The sequence below is a fragment of the Gallaecimonas kandeliae genome, assembly GCF_030450055.1.
Taxonomy (GTDB): Bacteria; Pseudomonadota; Gammaproteobacteria; order Enterobacterales; family Gallaecimonadaceae; genus Gallaecimonas; species Gallaecimonas kandeliae.
Genome location: NZ_CP118480.1, coordinates 3,699,475 through 3,715,709, shown reverse-complemented (window position 1 = coordinate 3,715,709; position 16,235 = coordinate 3,699,475). Strand labels below are relative to the sequence as shown.

At 65.9% G+C, this 16,235-nt stretch carries 15 protein-coding genes; 6 read left to right on the top strand and 9 right to left on the bottom strand.

Annotation, left to right across the window (positions count from 1 at the left end):
• Nucleotides 1-38: 38 nt before the first annotated feature.
• The 3 genes from PVT67_RS18275 (at nucleotide 39) to argS (ending at nucleotide 3,430) form a co-directional block, all read left to right on the top strand.
• Complete coding sequence (locus PVT67_RS18275; protein WP_301496284.1) at nucleotides 39-575, top strand: SRPBCC family protein; 537 nt, start codon at nucleotides 39-41, stop codon at nucleotides 573-575.
• Between the two features lie 269 nt (nucleotides 576-844).
• On the top strand, nucleotides 845-1,660 hold the full coding sequence (locus tag PVT67_RS18270; protein WP_301496282.1) for a Rossmann-fold NAD(P)-binding domain-containing protein: 816 nt from the start codon (nucleotides 845-847) through the stop codon (nucleotides 1,658-1,660).
• A 33-nt stretch (nucleotides 1,661-1,693) separates the two neighbouring features.
• Nucleotides 1,694-3,430, top strand: coding sequence for an arginine--tRNA ligase (gene argS, locus PVT67_RS18265; protein ID WP_301496280.1), 1,737 nt, complete (start codon nucleotides 1,694-1,696; stop codon nucleotides 3,428-3,430).
• A gap of 55 nt (nucleotides 3,431-3,485) precedes the next feature.
• Here the strand turns inward: argS and PVT67_RS18260 are convergent, their stop codons facing one another.
• Both PVT67_RS18260 and PVT67_RS18255 read right to left on the bottom strand, forming a co-directional pair.
• Nucleotides 3,486-4,577, bottom strand: a complete 1,092-nt coding sequence (locus PVT67_RS18260; RefSeq protein WP_301496278.1) for a pyroglutamyl-peptidase I — start codon at nucleotides 4,575-4,577, stop codon at nucleotides 3,486-3,488.
• Nucleotides 4,578-4,690: 113 nt separating this feature from the next.
• Nucleotides 4,691-7,270 (bottom strand): glycosyl hydrolase family 18 protein, encoded by a 2,580-nt coding sequence (locus PVT67_RS18255; protein WP_301496276.1) that lies wholly within the window; start codon nucleotides 7,268-7,270, stop codon nucleotides 4,691-4,693.
• A gap of 298 nt (nucleotides 7,271-7,568) precedes the next feature.
• Here PVT67_RS18255 and PVT67_RS18250 point away from each other — a divergent pair, with 298 nt between their 5' ends.
• The 3 genes from PVT67_RS18250 (at nucleotide 7,569) to PVT67_RS18240 (ending at nucleotide 9,430) form a co-directional block, all read left to right on the top strand.
• Nucleotides 7,569-8,126, top strand: coding sequence for a DNA-3-methyladenine glycosylase I (locus tag PVT67_RS18250; protein WP_419181042.1), 558 nt, complete (start codon nucleotides 7,569-7,571; stop codon nucleotides 8,124-8,126).
• 61 nt (nucleotides 8,127-8,187) lie between these two features.
• Nucleotides 8,188-9,066, top strand: coding sequence for an EamA family transporter RarD (gene rarD, locus PVT67_RS18245; protein WP_301496271.1), 879 nt, complete (start codon nucleotides 8,188-8,190; stop codon nucleotides 9,064-9,066).
• A gap of 43 nt (nucleotides 9,067-9,109) precedes the next feature.
• Nucleotides 9,110-9,430 (top strand): hypothetical protein, encoded by a 321-nt coding sequence (locus PVT67_RS18240; RefSeq protein ID WP_301496269.1) that lies wholly within the window; start codon nucleotides 9,110-9,112, stop codon nucleotides 9,428-9,430.
• Between the two features lie 145 nt (nucleotides 9,431-9,575).
• Here PVT67_RS18240 and uvrD read toward each other — a convergent pair whose 3' ends face one another.
• From uvrD to lptM, 7 genes are read right to left on the bottom strand one after another with little or no spacing between them, the layout of a single operon-like run.
• On the bottom strand, nucleotides 9,576-11,732 hold the full coding sequence (gene uvrD, locus PVT67_RS18235) for a DNA helicase II (protein ID WP_301496267.1): 2,157 nt from the start codon (nucleotides 11,730-11,732) through the stop codon (nucleotides 9,576-9,578).
• Between the two features lie 33 nt (nucleotides 11,733-11,765).
• Nucleotides 11,766-12,473: an HAD-IA family hydrolase gene (locus PVT67_RS18230; protein WP_301496265.1), complete on the bottom strand. Its 708-nt coding sequence runs from the start codon at nucleotides 12,471-12,473 to the stop codon at nucleotides 11,766-11,768.
• Complete coding sequence (gene xerC, locus PVT67_RS18225; RefSeq protein ID WP_301496263.1) at nucleotides 12,470-13,360, bottom strand: tyrosine recombinase XerC; 891 nt, start codon at nucleotides 13,358-13,360, stop codon at nucleotides 12,470-12,472. Before xerC ends, PVT67_RS18230 begins: the two co-directional genes overlap by 4 nt.
• The gene (locus tag PVT67_RS18220) at nucleotides 13,344-14,018 is read right to left on the bottom strand and encodes a DUF484 family protein (protein WP_301496261.1); all 675 of its coding nucleotides are present in this window, start codon (nucleotides 14,016-14,018) and stop codon (nucleotides 13,344-13,346) included. Before PVT67_RS18220 ends, xerC begins: the two co-directional genes overlap by 17 nt.
• A complete protein-coding gene (gene dapF, locus PVT67_RS18215; protein WP_301496259.1) occupies nucleotides 14,015-14,845 on the bottom strand; it encodes a diaminopimelate epimerase in 831 nt (276 codons plus the stop codon). Before dapF ends, PVT67_RS18220 begins: the two co-directional genes overlap by 4 nt.
• On the bottom strand, nucleotides 14,839-16,089 hold the full coding sequence (lysA, locus tag PVT67_RS18210) for a diaminopimelate decarboxylase (RefSeq protein WP_301496257.1): 1,251 nt from the start codon (nucleotides 16,087-16,089) through the stop codon (nucleotides 14,839-14,841). The genes dapF and lysA overlap by 7 nt, the downstream gene beginning before the upstream one ends.
• Nucleotides 16,086-16,208 carry an LPS translocon maturation chaperone LptM gene (lptM, locus tag PVT67_RS18205; protein ID WP_301496255.1) on the bottom strand — a complete coding sequence of 41 codons (123 nt, stop codon included), beginning with the start codon at nucleotides 16,206-16,208 and terminating at the stop codon, nucleotides 16,086-16,088. The genes lysA and lptM overlap by 4 nt, the downstream gene beginning before the upstream one ends.
• Nucleotides 16,209-16,235: the final 27 nt, after the last annotated feature.

The following is a 16,235-nucleotide window of genomic DNA, read 5'->3' as shown; positions in this document are numbered from 1 at the left end:
TGCTAGTGCTTAGCTAGCGACACCACAAGGAAAACAAGATGATTTGGCTGAAACGTATCGTCACCGCCCTGGTGCTGTTGGTGGTTATCCTGCTGGTGGTGGGCCTCTTCCTGCCGAGGGAAGTGCAGGTGGAGCGCAGCATCCACATCGATGCCAAGCCCCAGTCGGTGTTCACCAAGGTCACAGACCTGACCCAGTTCAACCAATGGTCCCCCTGGTACGGCCTGGATCCCTCGGCCCGCTACGAGATCAGCGGCAAGGCCGGGGAGCGCGGCCACAAGCTGGCCTGGCAGTCCGACAAGCCCGATGTGGGCAGCGGCTCCATGACCCTGATCGAATTCAATGCGCCTGGCTATGTGGCCATGAAACTGGATTTTGCCGGCCAGGGCCAGGCCGACAGCTATTTCAGGATCCGCCCTGAGCAAGGGGGCAGCGACGTCACCTGGGGCTTTCGCACCAATTTCGGCAACGATCTGGTGGGCCGTTATGTCGGGCTCTTCATGGACAGCATCTTGGGTCGCCAGTACGAGGAGGGCCTGGCCAAGCTGAAGAAGGTGTTGGAAAGGAGAGCTTAGAAAGTAAGCCCGGTGACAATGGCTAGATGAGGGAAGAGGGGATTCTGCCTGTTTCTATTGCCACCGGGCTAGCCCGAAAAAACAGCCGACTCGGTTCCCACTGAGAAGGCTACGGGCTTGAAGGGTGGACCACCCAGCCGGGACGTCGTCCGGGTGGCCTGGTCATCCAATGAACTCCGCTTGCAAAAGAGCCATTCGACGAACACCTGTGCACTGTACAACAACGGTAGGCAGGTGTGTAGCAATAATTTTTCATGGTGCCTAAAACGATGCAATTTGATACAGCCGTGATCGGTGCCGGCTGGCTGGGGTTGCCCTTGGCCAAGGCGTTGAGAGATAAGGGAAACAAGATACTGGTCACCAGGCGAAGCCAGGCCGGTTGCGCCGAGCTGGCCGAGCTTGGCCTGGCTGTTGTGGCCCTGGATCTGACGGAAAATAACGATCTGGGAGTCCTGGCCCAGTGCCGGCAGCTGGTGCTGGCCTTCCCCCCCGGTATCCGCCGCGGCAAGGGGGAAGACTACCTCAAGATGCTGCAGCGGCTGCGGGACGGCCTGGCCGGCAGCGCCGTGCAAAACATGCTGCTGGTGTCCTCCAGCGGCGCCCTGGCCGAGCAGGAAGCCGAGCTGGACGAAACCAGCCCCGCCGATCCCGCTTCTCCCCTGGCCCAGGCCGAACAGCAACTGCTGGCCGACCCGCGCTACAGCGCCAGCGTCATCCGCATGGCCGGCCTCTTCGGCCCAGGCCGTTATCCTGGCCGCTTCCTGGCCGGCAAGCGGGATCTGGAGCGGGGGGCGGCGCCGGTCAACCTCATCCACCAGGCCGATGCGGTGGGGCTCTGCCTGGCGGTCCTCGAGCGCCAGGCCTGGGGCCAAATCTTCCACGGCGTGGCCCCAGTGGCCTACCGCCGCGACCATTTCTACGGGGAGGCGGCCAGGCTGGCTGGCCTGGCCGAGCCACACTTTGTAGACCAGAAGGGTGGCAAGCGGGTGCTGGGGGACTGGACGGCCGCATTGCTTGGCTACCAATACCAGGTGCCTGACCCCCTGGCCTGGTGCCAAGGGGCGGTGTCTGGGGTAGAATGCTGACCCTTTGCTCAATTTCTCGGATGGGATGGTTCTGTGAACATTCAAGCGCTGCTCAATGACAAGGTTGCCGCTGCCATGGTGGCAGCCGGTGCTCCTGAAGGTACTCCGGCCGCGGTGCGCCAATCGGCGCGACCCGAGTTCGGCGACTATCAGGCCAACGGTGTCATGGGTGCCGCCAAACGCATGGGCCAGAATCCCCGCGCCTTCGCCGAGACCCTGCTGGGCCACCTGGACCTGGGTGACATGGCCGACAAGGTCGAGATCGCCGGTCCCGGCTTCATCAACATCCACCTCAAGGCCGACTGGCTGGCCGTCCAGGCCGAGCAGGCCCTGAGCGATGATCACCTGGCCGTGACCCGTCCCGCTCCCCAGAAGGTGGTGGTGGACTACTCCAGCCCCAACCTGGCCAAGGAGATGCACGTCGGTCACCTGCGCTCCACCATCATCGGTGACGCCGTGGTACGCACCCTGGAATTCCTGGGCCACCAGGTGGTCCGCCAGAACCACGTCGGCGACTGGGGCACCCAGTTCGGCATGCTGCTGGCCTACCTGGAGAAGCTCAAGGCCGAGGGCAAGGACCAGGCCGCCATGGAGCTGTCCGACCTGGAGGTCTTCTACCGCGCCGCCAAGCAGTGCTTCGACGAGTCCCCCGACTTTGCCACCCGTGCCCGCGAGCTGGTAGTCAAGCTCCAGGGCGGCGACGAAGACTGCCTGAAGATGTGGCGGGAATTCAACGAGATCTCCCTGAGCCACTGCCACGAGGTCTACCAGAAGCTCAACGTCAGCCTGACCCGCAATGATGTCATGGGCGAGTCCGCCTACAACGCCGACCTGGCCCAGGTCGTGGCCGACCTCGACCAGCAGGGCCTGCTGGTGGAAGACCAGGGCGCCAAGTGCGTCTTCCTGGACGAGTTCAAGAACAAGGACGGCTCCATACTGCCGATCATCATCCAGAAGGCCGACGGCGGTTACCTCTACGCCACCACCGACCTGGCGGCCATGCGCCACCGCGACCGGGTGCTCAAGGCCGACCGCGCCCTCTACTTCGTGGACCAGCGCCAGGCCCTGCACTTCAAGCAGGTGTTCGCCCTGGCCCACAAGGCCGGCTTCGTGCGCGACGAACTGAGCCTGGAGCACATGGGCTTCGGCACCATGAACGGCGAAGACGGCCGCCCCTTCAAGACCCGCAGTGGCGGCACCGTCAAGCTCATCGACCTGCTGGTTGAGGCCGAAGACAAGGCCTACCAGCTGGTCAAAGAGCGCAACAGCGACTTCGATGAGGCCGAGCTGCGCGAGATTGCCCACGCCGTCGGCATAGGCGCCGTCAAGTACGCCGACCTCTCCAAGCACCGCAGCTCCGACTACATCTTCAGCTTCGACGCCATGCTGAGCTTCGAGGGCAACACTGCCCCCTACATGCTCTACGCCTATACCCGCGTCGCCAGCATCTTCCGCAAGGCCGGCATCGAGGCCCAGAGCCTGGCCGCGCCCCTGGTACTGGCCGAGCCCCAGGAGAAGGCCCTGGCCCAGAAGCTGCTTCAGTTCGAAGAGACCATCGACTCGGTGGTGCGCGAAGGGGCCCCCCACTACCTCTGCCTCTACCTCTTCGAGCTGGCCGGCCTCTTCTCCGGCTTCTACGAGGCCTGCCCGATACTGAGCGCCGAGGACCAGGGCGTGCGCGACTCCCGCCTCAAGCTGGCCCACCTCACGGCCCGCACCCTCAAGCTGGGCCTGGACCTGCTGGGCATCAAGACCCTCGAACGGATGTAAGAGGTCCTCAAGAAAAAAGGCAGCCGATGGCTGCCTTTTTTGTGCCTGGACTCCGCTATTTCAGGGCCACCAGGGCGTTTTCCAGCATGGCCTTGAGCTGGTCGCAGCTGGCCTTTTCCTTGGCCTTGTCGTAGGCGTTGATGCGCGGCACATGGATGTGGCCCACCGGGATAGGGCTCTTCATCAGGTTGCGCAGGCGGATGGCGCGGTAGCTGATCTCGTTGGAGAGGTAACCGCCGCCGGAGCCGCGCACCGATACCTGGCTCTGGATCTCCGACAGGTGCAGGGCTTCCAAGTCGCCGTCCAGGGTGGCCACCTTGCGGTTGTCGTGGATGGGGAAGGGGCCTGAGGTGGCGGCCATGGCGGCGGCCGGCAGGCTGAAGGTGACGAACTCGGGGCCCGACAGGGGCTTGCCGTAGAGCAGCGGCAGCTTGGGCAGCACGGCGGTGGCGCCTGTCATGACGTTGAGGTTGTCCGGGGCCTCGGCGCTGCGGCGCTTGCCTGGGTAGCGCTCCAGGTCGAAGTCTTCCCGGCCCATGGACACCGTCACCACCATGTCCGCCGTCTTCTGGCTGTAATAGGGCAACAACAGCCGTTCGATAAGGCCGTCGTCGAAGTCCTTGAAGCGCACCGGGATCAGCACCGTCTCGATGCGGGCCCTGACCCCGTCCTTCTCGATCACCTGGCCGTCCAGCAGCAGGGCCGCCAGGCCGGAGGGGTTGGACTGGTCGATATGGCGGTCCAGGAAGAAGGGGTCGAAGCCGGTCAGCAAGATGTGCTTCTCGGGCCCGGTGAACTGGACGTCGTCGATGCCGCGGCTGACCGCCTCGAAGCGGCGCAACAGTGCCGCCTTCTGCTCTTGGGGCAGCGCCAGGGCGCGCAACTTGGCCTTGCCGGCCAGGCGGAACCAGTAGAGGGGCCTGTCGTCCAGTTTCTGGCGGGCCAGGGACTTGCCGAGGGCCCAGCCCTGGCTGGCGACGGCGGTGACGGTATCCAGGCTGGCCTTATCGTCCAGTTTGGCCAGCAGCGGGGCGAAGGGCGCCAGCAGCCCGGGCATGGCGGCCTCGGCCTTGGGCAGGCGGTCCTCCTCCACGTCGGCCAGGGCCGGCAGGGCGAAGAGGGCTAACAGCAGCAGGGTTCGAAACATGGCTATCTCCTTGATTGCCCAAAGCTTGGCAGAAAGGGCAAGGAGAAGGAAGCGGGGCCTGGCCGCCCTAGGAGGGTGACCAAAAGAAAGCCCCGCTTGGCGGGGCTTGTGGTTCAGGGGCAGCTGGCGGCGCCGGCGTCCACCCAGACGCTGGCGACACCGGGCTCTTCACCCTTGGTCCACCACTGGGCGCGCCAGTGGCGGCCGTTGTGGTCCACCTCGTCGCCGCCGTTGTAGGCGACGCCGGCTTGCCAGGTCTGTGCAACGGTGGACACCAGCTGCCAGGCGTCGCTGCTCTGGCTGGGGGCCGTGCCCTGCACCCAGTACTTGGCTTCCCAGACCAGACCCTGGTAGCTGACCTTGTCGCCGCCCACATAGGTAGCGGCGCCGTCCCAGGCCGGGTACTTGGCGGCGTCGGGATCTGTGGTGGCGCAGCCGCCCGTGGCCGGGGCGCTGACCACCAGGGTGGTGCCGGCGCTGGCGGTCAGGCCTTCGGCGTCGGTGACGGTCAGGTTGATGATGTAGCTCTGGTCACTGCTCACCGTCGGCGCCGTCAGGCTCAGGCTGGGGGCCGTCAGGTCGGCGGCGCTGAGGCCGGCCGGCAGCTGCCACTGGTAGCTGACGGTGCCTTCGTCCTGCACTGTGGCGTTGATGGTGACGGCCTGGCCACTGGCGGCCAGCACCTGGGCCGGCAGGCTGAGGCTGGGCGGCTGGTTGGGCTGGGGCGCCTTGTTGGTGATCAGCACGCTGTCGCTGGTGCTGAGGGCGCCGTCCGAGACGGTCAGGGTGAAGCCGTACTGGGTGTCGGCGCTGACCTGGGGCAGGTCGAAGTGGGGGTTGGCGGCGGTGGCGTCGCTCAGGGTGACGGCGGGGCCGCTGCCCTGGGTCCAGCTGTAGCTCAGGGTGTCACCGTCGGGATCCGAGCCGCTGCCGGCCAGGGTGACTGTGGCGGGGCCCGTGACCGTCTTGTCGGCGCCGGCGTTGGCCGAGGGGGCGCGGTTGGCGGGGGGCGGGGTGCCGTCACCGTTGCCCAGGCCCTCGTTCATGGCGTTGAGGATGTCGCCGTTGTCGGCGTCGATCTCCCAGGCGAAGAGGCCGCCCAGGCCGTGGCTCAGCACGTACTGGCCCTTGGCCTTGACCGAGCGGGGGTCGTCATAGCTGATGAGGTCGCCGGTGCCGGGGTTGAAGGCATAGGGTGCCTCGGCGGTGCCGTCGTAGCCGTATTGCCAGGTCGGCAGGTAGTCGTTGACGATCTGCCGGTAGTCCACCACCCCGGCCTCCCAGGTGCCCTTGACCGGCCCAGTGGCGGTGCCGCTCAGGGGATCGCCGGACTGGTAGTCATGGACGCCCGTCCAGCCGCGGCCGTACATGGCGGCGCCCACCACCAGCTTGGCCGGCTCCACCCCCTGGGCCAGCAGGGCCTGGATGCCCTTGTCGGTGCTGTACTTGGTGTCCGGCTTGCCGGCCGGCGCATAGAGGGCGGTCTGGTTGCCCAGCACCTGGTTGTCCCAGGCGCCGAAGAAGTCGTAACTCATCACGAAGAAGTGGTCCAGGTACTGCTGGGTGGCCTGGTAGTCCACGTTGGCGATCTTCTCGGGGCCGGCGCTGATGGCGGAGGTCAGTTCCAGCTTGCGGCCTGTGTCGGCCTCGACCCTGTCCATCATGGCCCGCAGATCCTTCATCAGGGCTTGGTAGGTGGCGCCGTCCGTGGGCTTGCCGAGGGCCGGGTTGGCCCCTTCACCGCCGGGGAATTCCCAGTCGATGTCGATACCGTCGAAGAACTTCCAGGTGCGCAGGAACTCCTCCACCGAATCCACGAAGATCTTGCGCTTGGCCGGGTCGTCCATGAAGTAGAAGGGGTCGGAGAGGGTCCAGCCACCGATGGACGGCAGTATCTTGAGCTTGGGGTAGGCCCGTTTGAGGGCCATCAGCTGGCCGAAGTTGCCCTTGTAGGCGCTGCTGAAACTCTGGCCATCCTGGCTCTTCTGCAGGGCGGCGTAGGGGTCGTGGATGGCCACCTTGAAGTCGGCCCGGCCGGCGCAGGCCCGCTGCAGGGCTTCGAAGCTGCCGGAGATGCTCTTGAGGCTGTCGTTGATGCCGTCACCGCCGCAGATAGGGATGAAGCCGTAGAGCAGGTGGTTGAGGTTGTAGGCGGGGATCTTGTCCACCGGGAAGTTGCGGCCGTAGACGCCCCATTCCACGAAGTAGGCCCCCAGCACCTTGCCGGACTGGTCCAGGTAGGGGTGGTTGTTTTCGCCGGCGTGAAGGCTGATGGGGTCCAGATGGCTGCCGTCGGTGTCGGCCACCGTGATGGCGGTGGCGTCGCTGGGGGTGCAGCCGTCGCTGTTGCAGAGCGCGACCTGGAGCTGGTACTGGCCGCCCTTGGCGATGGACAGGGTGGCGCTGCCGGTCTGGGCGCCGGAGAGGCTGTCTTCCTTCACCAGCTTGCCGTTCAGCAGGTACTGGACAGAAGTGGCGGCGGCGCCGGAATACTGGCTCCAGCTGACCGGCACCTGGACGGCGTCCTTGACGGTAAAGAGCTGTTCGTAGGCGGTGGCGCTGTCGTTCACCTCCACCAGGGCGAAGCTGGTGTTCATCCAATTGATGCCGGGTTTACCGGGGGCGGAGGCCCAGGCCGGGTGTGCCAGGGCGGCGAGCCCGGCGGCGGCGATCAGGCGTTTTCCGTATCGCATAAGTCCCTCTTTCTTTTTTGGGTTGTCCTCACTCAACACTGGCCGCGCCCTCTCATCTCCACGGTGACAGCGTTGTCATTTTTTGCCACCAGCAAGGCGACAAATCCCCTAAACCATAGGCACAGATCGCCGGGAATTCCTTGGCCTCCGTCACATAAAAACTTGGCAGTTCAAAAGGCTACATCTTTCATCTGCCTAAAATTTGCTCAACCCCACCTTTCGCCATCGGGCTTTCACCGGCCGCCCCTTTGCCGTTACCCTGTACCCAACCACAGCCATAGGAGCCCTCATGGACGACCTGCAAGCCTGCCCCTGGTGCGGCAGCGATCCCCTCTACCGCCAATACCACGACCAGGAATGGGGGAGCCCAGTGCATGACGACAGGACCCTCTTCGAGTTCCTGATCCTCGAAGGGGCCCAGGCCGGCCTGTCCTGGATCACCATATTGCGCAAGCGCGACGCCTATCGCGCCGCCTACCAGGGCTTCGACGTCCACAAGGTGGCGGCCTTCACCGAGGCCGACCAGCAGCGGCTGCTGGCCGACCCCGGCATAGTGCGCAACCGTCTCAAGGTGGCGGCAAGCATAGGCAACGCCCAGGCCTTCATCCGGGTGCAGCAGGAGTTTGGTAGCTTCGCTTCCTACCTCTGGGGCTTCGTGGACGGCCAGCCCATCATCAACCGCTTCGCCAGTTCGGCCGAGGTGCCGGCGGTGACGCCCCTGGCGGAGCGGATCTCCAAGGATCTCAAGAAGCGCGGCTTCCGCTTCGTGGGGCCCACCATCATCTATGCCTTCATGCAGGCGGTGGGGCTGGTGAACGATCACCTGCTCAGCTGCCATCGCCACCCGGCAAACTGAGCGGTTCGGCTCGCCGGCTTCTGGTAGCATAGGCGGGCTTTCTTCCCTTCCCGGAGTGGTCATGTCGACCGTGGAATCCAAGGGCAGCCTCTACGCGGTGGCGGCCTACACCATGTGGGGCATAGCCCCGGCCTATTTCAAACTGATCCAGCAGGTGCCCGCCACCGAGATCCTCACCCACAGGGTGATCTGGTCCTGCCTGCTGCTGGCGGTGCTGCTGCTGGTGCTGGGCAAGTGGGGCGCCGTGCGCCAGGTGCTCAAGGAACGCCGCCAGTGGCAGACCCTGATGCTGACCGCCTGCTTCATAGCCACCAACTGGGGGCTCTTCATCTGGGCCATCAACAGCGACCACATGCTGGACGCCAGCCTGGGTTACTACATCAACCCCCTGGTGAACGTGGCCCTGGGCATGCTGTTCCTCGGTGAGCGGCTGCGGCGCCTGCAATGGCTGGCCCTGGGCCTGGCCGCCGGCGGCGTGGCGATACAGCTCATCGCCTTCGGCTCCCTGCCCTGGATAGCCCTGGTGCTGGCCGTTTCCTTCGGCCTCTACGGCCTTTTCCGCAAGAAGGTGCCGGTGGACCCAATAGCCGGGCTCTTCGTGGAGACGGTGCTGCTGCTGCCGGCCGCCCTGCTCTACCTCAACCTGCTGGACAGCCCCACGGCCCACCTCACGGCCAATCCCTGGCAGCTCAACGGCCTGCTGGTGGCCGCCGGCCTGGTGACCACAGTGCCGCTGCTCTGCTTCATCGCCGCCGCCCGCTCCCTGCCGCTGTCGGTGCTGGGCTTCTTCCAATACATAGGCCCCAGCCTGACCTTCCTGATGGCGGTCTTTCTCTACGGCGAGGCCTTCGACGCCAGCAAGATGCTGACCTTCGGCTTCATCTGGGGGGCCTTGTTGCTGTTCATCCTGGATGCGGTGCGCCAAGCGCGGCGGCGCTGAAGCTGGGCTAGGCTAGGGGAAGAAGACCCCGGAGGCCAGGCCCATGAAAAGACACTGTTTTTGGGTGCTGTTATTGCTGCTGGCCGGCTGTGCCAGTACCCAGGAAGTGGCCGACAACGCCGAGCTGCGCCAGGGGGAGGCCATAGTAGTGCGCCTGAGCGACGGCAGCGAGCTCAGCACCCGCTACCTGGGCCAGGATCCCCAGGTGCTCCAGACCCAGGACGGGGCCATACCCTGGCCGAAGATAGACAGCATCCGCCATCGCCAGGGCCCCAGTGACAAAGAGAGCAAGGACTGGGCCCAACTGCTGCAGCAGCTGATCCCCGGCGCCATAGGGGTGCTGGCGTTGGCGCTGATCTTTTAGCCAATAAAAAACCGCTCAAGAGCGGTTCTTTATTGGGCCGTTGTGCCAGGGATGGGTGAAGCCAGAAAGCCAAGCGTTGCTTGGCTGCGGCTGAACGCCCGCCCCCGGACGGGCTGGCCGGAACGCGGCGCCAGGGACGGCTTATTTAGATCGACTCCAATCTGGCATAGGCGACCACCAGCCACTTGGGGCCCGCCTCATCGAAAGCCACCTGCACCCGCGACTGGGGCCCTGAGCCTTCGTAGTTGATGATGATGCCGTCGCCGAATTTGGCGTGGCGCACCCGTTGACCGAGGCTCAGGCCCGTCTCGTTGAACTGGTCGCTGGACTTCTGGTACTGGGCCATGGGCCTGCTGACCTGGGTACGCATCCGCACCTCCTCCAGGCAGTCCTTGGGGATCTCCTTGAGGAAGCGGCTGGGGGTGTGGTACTCGTCGCGGCCGTAGAGGCGGCGCGACTCGGCGTAGCAGAGGTAGAGCTTCTTCATGGCGCGGGTCATGCCCACATAGCAGAGCCGCCGCTCTTCCTCGAGGCGCTCCGGGTCGGTGGTGGACTGCATGGAAGGGAACATGCCCTCTTCCACCCCCACCAGGAACACCAACGGGAACTCCAGGCCCTTGGCGGTGTGCATGGTCATCATCTGCACCGCGTCCTCGAACTCGTCGGCCTGGGTGTCGCCGGACTCCAGGGCGGCGTGGGCCAGGAAGGCGTTGAGCTCGCTCATCTCCTCCGCCCCTTCGGGGGGCTCGAAGTCCTGGGTGGCGGACACCAGTTCCTCCAGGTTCTCCACCCGCGCCTGGGCCTTCTCGCCCTTCTCGGCCTGGTAGTGGGCCAGGAGCCCGGATTCCTTGATGGCCACGTCCACCTGGCGGCTCAGCACCTGGTCGCAGCCCTGCTCCTCCAGGCCGTCCACCAAGGTCAGGAAGCCCTGGACGGCGTTGCCGGCCCGGCCCGACAGCACCTTGGCTTCCAGCAACTGGCGGGCGGCCCGCCACAGGGTGGTGCCCTGCTCGCGGGCCTGCTGGCGGATGATGCCTATGGTGCGGTCCCCTATGCCGCGGGTGGGGGTGTTGACCACCCGCTCGAAGGCGGCGTCGTCGTCGCGGCTCGCCATCAGCCGCAGGTAGGCCAGGGCGTCCTTGATCTCCTGGCGTTCGAAGAAGCGCAGGCCGCCGTAGATGCGGTACTTGAGGTTTTCCCGCAGCAGGGCATCTTCCAGCACCCGCGACTGGGCGTTGTTGCGGTAGAGGATGGCGCAATCCGACCAGCGGCCGCCCTCGTCTACCCAGGCCTGGATGCGGCTGACCACGAAGCGGGCCTCGTCTATTTCGTTGAAGCCGGCATAGACGGACACCGGCTCGCCGTGCTGGCCTTCTGTCCAGAGATCCTTGCCCAGGCGCTCGGCGTTATGGGTGATGAGGCCGTTGGCGGCCTTCAAAATGGTGCCTGTGGATCTGTAGTTCTGCTCCAGGCGGATGGTGGTGGCCGGGGCGAAGTCTTCCAGGAAGCGGTGGATGTTGTCGATGCGGGCGCCGCGCCAGCCGTAGATGGACTGGTCGTCGTCGCCGACGATCATCACGTGGCTCTGGGGGCCGGTCAGCAGCCGCAGCCAGGCGTACTGGATGCTGTTGGTGTCCTGGAACTCGTCCACCAGTATGTGGCGGAAGCGGGCCTGGTAATGGTCGCGCAGATGGGGGTTATCCCGCAGCAGCTCCAGGGCCCGCAGCAGCAGCTCGGCAAAATCCACCAGGCCGGCCAGTTCGCAGGCGTTTTGGTAAGCCTCGTAGATCTGGTGCCAGAGCCTTTCCACCGGATCCTGGGGGTCTATGTGCCGCGGGCGCAGGCCGTCGTCCTTCTTGGTGTTGATGTAGGCCATGGCCTGGCGCGGCGGCCATTTCTTGTCGTCGATATTGAGGCTGCGCATCACCCTCTTGACCAGCCGCAGCTGGTCGTCGGAGTCGAGGATCTGGAAGTTCTCGGGGAGCCTGGCGTCCTGGTGATGGAAGCGCAGCAGCCGGTGGGCCAGGCCGTGGAAGGTGCCGAGCCAGAGGCCGCGCAGGGCGCCGCCCAGCAGCTGCTCCACCCGGCCGCGCATCTCGCTGGCGGCCTTGTTGGTGAAGGTCACGGCCATGATGGCGTGGGGGGACACCTGCAGGGCCTGGATCAGGTAGGCGATGCGGTGCACCAGCACCCGGGTCTTGCCGGAGCCGGCCCCGGCCAGCACCAACAGGTTGCTTTGGGGGGCGGCCACCGCCTCCCGTTGTTTGCCGTTAAGGCCTTCCAGCAGCTGGGCAATGGTCATGGAAATTTATACAGTGGTTGAGCCTGGCGGCCATTATAGCAACTGCTGCAGCGAGTCCAAGGCGCCAAACTCGAAATGGGGCAGCAGCCGGCCCCTGGGGTGCTGGCGCAGGGAGTGGCCCTTGGGGTTGTACCAGGCGGCCTGGTAGCCGGCGAGCAGGGCACCCTGGATGTCGTCGTCCAGGTGGTCGCCGATGTGCAGTATGGCCTTGGGGGTCAATTTCAGGTGCTGGGCTGCGGCGACGAAGAGGTCCGGGTCCGGCTTCATGCGGCGGCTGCCGCCGGCGTGGAAGCTCGCCTTGAAATACTGGCCCAGGCCCAGGCGCTCGACATCGGCATTGCCGTTGGAGATGGCGATCAGCGGCCGACGGCCGCTCAGGTAGGCCAGCATCTGGTGCACTTCCGGGGCTATGTCCCCCTCGGAGCGCCAGGCCAGGAAGTGGCCCATGGCGGCGTCGGCCAGCACCTGGGCCTGGGGCACCCCCAGGGCCTTGAGCCCCAGCAGCAGCGCCTGGTGGCGGCTGGCGGTGGCATCGTGGCGCAGGGCCGGCTTTTCCTTCAGCACCCGCTGGCGCCACTGCTGGAAGTAGCTGCGGCTGTCCTCCCGCAGCTTGACCCTCTCCGCCAGCCAGGCATAGAGCTTGTCTTCGGCGGCCTGGATCACGGGCCTGTTGTCGTACAACGTGTCGTCCAGATCGAAGCTGATGGCGGCGATGGGGCCCAGGGGGCGGTAATGGATCATTTGCGTCTCGCTCTCGGGTGGGCGGCGTCGTAGACCTTGGCCAAGCGGTCCATATCAAGATGAGTGTAGATCTGGGTGGTGGCCAGTTGGCTGTGGCCCAGCAATTCCTGTACGGCCCTCAGGTCGCCGCTGGCCGACAGCAGGTGGGTGGCGAAGCTGTGGCGCAGCTTGTGGGGGTGCAGGTGGCTGTCGAGGCCGGCCTTCTGGGCGTACTGGCCGAGCCGCTGTTGCACAGTGCGTACCGACACCCGGGCGCCGCGGTTGCTGATGAAGAGCGCCCGCTCGCCGCCCTTGGCGAACTGGCCGCGCACCTTGAGCCATCTCTCGACGGCGGCCAGGGCCGCCCGGCCCACCGGCACTATGCGGTCCTTGCCGCCCTTGCCGGTGACCATCAGCTCGCCGCCGCGGATCTGGCCACAATCGACTCCCACCAGCTCCGACAGGCGCAGGCCGCAGCCGTAGAGCAGCTCCAGCATGGCCTTGTCCCGCAGCAGCAGGGGGTCCTTGCTGTCGGCGGCGAAGAGCTTGCCGGTCTCATCGAGATCCAGGGCCTTGGGCAGCCGTTTCGGCTGCTTGGGGGGCTTGACCCTGGCCGCCGGGTTGTCGCTGAGCAGCCCCAGGTGCAGCAGGTACTGGTAGAGGCCGCGCAGGGCCGAGAGCCCCTGGGCCAGGGAGCGGGGAGACTGGCCGCGGCGGGTCTCGGCGGCCAGCCACTGGCGGATCTCCCCTTCCTTGACCTGTTCCAGCCGGCTTTGGCCCCTGTCTTGGAAGAAGGCGGCCTGGGCGTCCAACTGGCGGCGGTAGCCGGCCAGGGTATGGGGCGAGCGCTGGCGCTCGCTGGCCAGGTGGCGGTAGTAGCGGGGCAGGGCTTCAGCGAAGCTCGGCATGGCTCAAGGCCGCCAGGCGCAGGGCCAGCAGGTCGCAGAGCTGGCCGACCAGGAGGGCGTCCATGTCCGGCTGGAAATGGCCGGCGTCGGGGGAGGCGATAACCCAGATCCCCAGCAGCTTGTCCTGGCGGCGGATGGGCAGCAGCGCCAGGGACTCGGCCCTGACCGGGGCATGGCCCAGCAACAGCCGTTTTTCGTCCTCGGTGAGGCGGCCGAAATAGGGCCCCTTGGCCAGGCGTTCGAACACCGAACTCAGGGCCTTCTGCTGGGTTTCGGCCAAGCGGGCGCAGAGCACCAGCCGGCTGATGTCCATGCCCAGATGGATGCGCACCCCTTCGCCGAGCAGGGCGATCAGCTGGTCGAGGCTGGTGGCGGCCAGGGCCTGGAGGCCCAGCTCATGGCAGGCCTTGGCCACCTGCTCGTTGTGGGCGGCCACCCCCAGCAGTGCCGTGATCTCTTCCTCGAGGTCCCGGTGCTTGTGGCGGGCCAGTTCCAACTGGCGCTCCAGCAGCGACACCGAGCCCTTCTCGCCGTGGGGCAGGCGCAGCCTGGCCAGCAGCTCGGGATGGCGCCCGAAGAAGTCCGGGTTGGTCTCCAGGTACTCGGCGACCAGTTCCTCGTCCAGGGCCAGCAGGCTGGCGGTGTTGCTCTCGCTCATAGGTGTATCTGTCCGTCGTACACGTGTTCGGCCGGGCCCGTCATGTAGAGGGGTTCCCCCGGGCCGGCCCAGTTGATCTGGAGGCTGCCGCCGGGCAGATCCACCCGTACCTTCTTGCCCAACTTGTCCTGGAGCTGGCCTACCACCACGGCGGCGCAGGCGCCGCTGCCGCAGGCCTGGGTTTCGCCGGCGCCGCGCTCATAGACCCGCAGCCGGACATGGTCGCGGCTCACCACTTCCATGAAGCCGACGTTGACCCCTTCCGGGAAGCGGTCCGAGCCCCCCAGCAGCGGGCCAATCTGAGCGACGTCGGCGTCCTGGGTGCTGTCCACCTGCAATACGCAATGGGGGTTACCCATGGACACGACACCGGCGAAGAAGGTGTGTTCCCCTTCCCGCAGTATGTAGGTCTTCTCTTCCTTCTGGGCCCTGAAGGGCACCTGGGCCGGCTCCAGCACCGGCACCCCCATGTTGACCGAGACCAGGTTGTCCTTGTCGATGTTGAGGGTCAGCTTGCCCTTGGCCGTGGAGACCTTGATGCGGTTGCGGTTGATCAGGCCCTTGAGGCGCACGAAACGGGCGAAACAGCGGGCGCCGTTGCCGCACTGCTCCACTTCGGAGCCGTCGGCATTGAAGATGCGGTAGTGGAAGTCGAGGTCCGGATCGTAGGGCGGCTCCACCACCAGCAGCTGGTCGAAGCCGATGCCGGTGTGGCGGTCGGCCAGCTTCTGGATCTGTTCGGCCGAGAAAAAGACGTTCTGGGTGACGTTGTCCACCACCATGAAGTCGTTGCCCAGGCCGTGCATCTTGGCGAACTGAACTAGCATGAAGCCTCCGGCAGCAGCTGTTCACCGGCCCAGAGGTTCTCCACCGTCTCGCGCTGGCGGATCAGCAGGGCTTCATCGCCCCTGACCATCACCTCGGCGGCGCGGGGCCTGCTGTTGTACTGGGAACTCATGGTGAAGCCGTAGGCACCGGCGCCGCCTATGGCCACCAGGTCACCTTCCTCGGCGGCCAGGGGGACGTCCTTGGCCAACCAATCGCCTGTCTCGCAGACAGGGCCCACCAGGTCAGAGACGGGCCCCTGGTTCTGGGCCTCCTTGACGGCCAGCACCGGCATCACCGCCTGGTAGAGGGTGGGGCGCATCAGGTCGTTCATGCCGGTGTCGAGGATCACGAAGCGCTTGAAGCCGTTGTCCTTGGTCATCTCCACCCGGCCCACCAGCAGGCCGGCGTTGGCCACCAGGGCGCGACCGGGCTCCAGCACCACGGTCAGGTTGGCGGGGATCAGCGGCAGCACTTGTGCCAGGTACTGGGCCGGGGTCGGGGGCTGCTCGTCGGTGTAGCTGACCCCAAGGCCACCGCCGATGTCGAGGTGGGACAGCACTATGCCGTCGGCCTGGAGCTGCTGCTCCAGCTCGATCAGGCGCTTGATGGCGTCAACGAAGGGCTGGGTCTGGGTCAGCTGGGAGCCGATGTGGCAGTCCACCCCCACCACCTTGAGGTGGGGCAGGCTGGCGGCCTTGCGGAAGGCGTCGGGGGCCATGCGGATATCGATGCCGAACTTGTTCTCTTTGAGGCCGGTGGCGATATAGGGGTGGGTCTTGGCGTCCACGTCCGGGTTGACGCGGATGGAGACGGGGGCCACCAGGCCCAGCTCGGCGGCCACGGCGTTGAGGCGGTCCAGCTCGGCGACGGACTCGACGTTGAAGCAGTGGATGCCGGCCTTCAAGGCCTGGGCCATCTCGGCGCGGGTCTTGCCGACCCCGGAGAAGACCACCTTGGCCGGGTCGCCGCCGGCGGCCATGACCCTGGCCAGTTCGCCGCCTGAGACGATGTCGAAGCCGGCGCCGAGGCGGGCCAGCAGGTTCAGCACCGCCAGGTTGGAGTTGGCCTTGACGGCATAGCAGATCAGGTGCTTACGGCCCTTGAGTGGCTCGGCGAAGGCGTTGAAGGCCTGCTCAATGGCGACCTGGGAATAGAGGTAGAGAGGAGTGCCGAAGCGCTCCGCCAGGGCGGCGACGCTGCAATCTTCCAACATCAGCTGCTGGTTCTGGTAACGGTGCATCATGGCTGCTGCTCGCCGGGTTGGTTGTTCTGGGGTTGGTCGGGGGTATAAAGGGGGCCTTTCTGGCCACAACCACCCAGCAACAGGCCAAACAAGGCCAGGAGTAGAAGGCGCTTTCTCACTTGGTATCGCTATCGGATTTATCGGGC

Excerpts from the sequence above, each read along its gene's own strand:
- PVT67_RS18275 (WP_301496284.1), top strand. The coding sequence starts at position 39 with ATGATTTGGCTGAAACGTATCGTCACCGCCCTGGTGCTGTTGGTGGTT.
- PVT67_RS18270 (WP_301496282.1), top strand. The coding sequence starts at position 845 with ATGCAATTTGATACAGCCGTGATCGGTGCCGGCTGGCTGGGGTTGCCC.
- PVT67_RS18260 (WP_301496278.1), bottom strand. The coding sequence starts at position 4,577 with ATGTTTCGAACCCTGCTGCTGTTAGCCCTCTTCGCCCTGCCGGCCCTG.
- PVT67_RS18255 (WP_301496276.1), bottom strand. The coding sequence starts at position 7,270 with ATGCGATACGGAAAACGCCTGATCGCCGCCGCCGGGCTCGCCGCCCTG.
- rarD (WP_301496271.1), top strand. The coding sequence starts at position 8,188 with ATGTCGACCGTGGAATCCAAGGGCAGCCTCTACGCGGTGGCGGCCTAC.
- PVT67_RS18240 (WP_301496269.1), top strand. The coding sequence starts at position 9,110 with ATGAAAAGACACTGTTTTTGGGTGCTGTTATTGCTGCTGGCCGGCTGT.
- uvrD (WP_301496267.1), bottom strand. The coding sequence starts at position 11,732 with ATGACCATTGCCCAGCTGCTGGAAGGCCTTAACGGCAAACAACGGGAG.
- PVT67_RS18230 (WP_301496265.1), bottom strand. The coding sequence starts at position 12,473 with ATGATCCATTACCGCCCCCTGGGCCCCATCGCCGCCATCAGCTTCGAT.
- xerC (WP_301496263.1), bottom strand. The coding sequence starts at position 13,360 with ATGCCGAGCTTCGCTGAAGCCCTGCCCCGCTACTACCGCCACCTGGCC.
- PVT67_RS18220 (WP_301496261.1), bottom strand. The coding sequence starts at position 14,018 with ATGAGCGAGAGCAACACCGCCAGCCTGCTGGCCCTGGACGAGGAACTG.
- dapF (WP_301496259.1), bottom strand. The coding sequence starts at position 14,845 with ATGCTAGTTCAGTTCGCCAAGATGCACGGCCTGGGCAACGACTTCATG.
- lysA (WP_301496257.1), bottom strand. The coding sequence starts at position 16,089 with ATGATGCACCGTTACCAGAACCAGCAGCTGATGTTGGAAGATTGCAGC.